We start from the raw sequence: 1,391 nt of genomic DNA, 5'->3' as shown, positions 1-1,391 counted from the left end.
ATGACCGCTTACCGCGGGGAGAAGGGTGGCAACTGCACCGCGGCGCCGCCATAGATGCAGTCTGCGAACGTCTGGCCTCATACTCGTCAGCAATCGGGCTGACGGCCGGGCAGATCCGCGATCTCATCGGCCGGGTCGCGCGCCTAACCCCGGAGACGGGAGACAGCAGCCGGCGGCGCGCCGGGCGGCGGCCAGCCCTGGACCTCCCGCAGGGGGTCGTGCTGACGCTCGTGATGCTGCGCTCCAACATGTCCCAAGCCACGATCGCCCACCTCGTGGGAGTGAGCCAGCCCACGGTCTCACGCATCTACCGCCGCTACCTGCCCCTGATCTCGCGGGCGCTGCGCCTGAGTGCTCCGCGGCTGGAAGAGGTCCTTACCGGGCGGCTCATCCTGCTCGACGGGACCCTGATTCCTACCGGCACCCGCGCAGGCCAGCCTGAGCTCTACAGCGGCAAACGCCGTCGTCCCGGGGTGAACGTCCAGGTCCTGGCCGACACAGCCGGACGGCTCCTGGCCGTTTCTCGCCCCTTTCCTGGCCGTACCCATGACCGGGCCGCTCTCGCCTTGACCGGGTGGGAGCCCCTCCTGGCACGGACGGCAGTGATCGCGGACCTGGGCTACCAGGGCGCCAGCGTCGTCACCCCACGCAAAACCCCGCCCGGCGGGGCACTGTCACCAAGCGACAAGGAAAGCAACCGCAACATCTCCGGAATCCGCGCTGCGGTCGAACGCGCTATCGCCCACCTGAAGAACTGGAAAACTCTCTCCAGCGGCTACCGCGGCCGACTCCGTGATCTCCCCGCCGTCATCCAGGCCGTCACCGCATTGGAATTCTTCCGCCTCGGCTGGAATATGTAATACCGGCCATCTGAATAACGTTCAGAGATTCGGAATGATGTTCAGCTTTGGCGCTCTGTTCGCCCCCGCCCTCTTCACTGTACGCACCCGCCTGGGGTTTGCTGCTGGGATTGCTGTCCTCTGTTTTGCGCTGTTTCTACTGACAGGCGGCCTGGGATTTTTTATCGTACCAGCACTGTACTTCTACCGCATGATGGAGCGACACAAATGGGAAGTCATTGATGAGCTAGCACGCCCCATAGAGACTATGACGGACCAACTCAAACAAGCCGAGACATTACCGCAAGACGAAATAATGCGCCTGCACTACGGTTTGACCATATTGCTTCAAACGCGAAACGAAATAGCTTCACAAAGTTCATTGCCGCCCTCCTCCCGCCTGCTCATCCGGAGCGGGACGACTCTCATGCTCCCCATTGCAATCGCGCTGATCCAGCTACTCTCCACGAGTTAGTTAATACCAGGATTTACAGTGCCGCGATTCCGACAGCGGGCAGCCAACTAGCGACCTCGTGCGCGGTTGGCAGTGAG

2 protein-coding genes are annotated in these 1,391 nt (G+C 62.5%); both read left to right on the top strand.

Features of this window, described 5'->3' with window-relative positions:
- Nucleotides 1–860 (top strand): transposase family protein (locus D7231_RS34765; RefSeq protein WP_206752007.1); only part of this gene is annotated, 860 nt, incomplete at its 5' end.
- Between the two features lie 34 nt (nt 861–894).
- A complete protein-coding gene (locus D7231_RS36365) occupies nt 895–1,314 on the top strand; it encodes a hypothetical protein (protein WP_147449884.1) in 420 nt (139 codons plus the stop codon).
- Nucleotides 1,315–1,391: the final 77 nt, after the last annotated feature.

Origin of the sequence: Streptomyces klenkii (genome assembly GCF_003626645.1) — a bacterium.
GTDB classification, from domain to species: Bacteria; Actinomycetota; Actinomycetes; order Streptomycetales; family Streptomycetaceae; genus Streptomyces; species Streptomyces klenkii.
This window is presented reverse-complemented; position numbering and strand designations above follow the sequence as displayed.

What these genes read in the sequence shown, in the direction of transcription:
- D7231_RS36365 (WP_147449884.1), top strand. Translation starts at nt 895, where the DNA reads ATGATGTTCAGCTTTGGCGCTCTGTTCGCCCCCGCCCTCTTCACTGTA.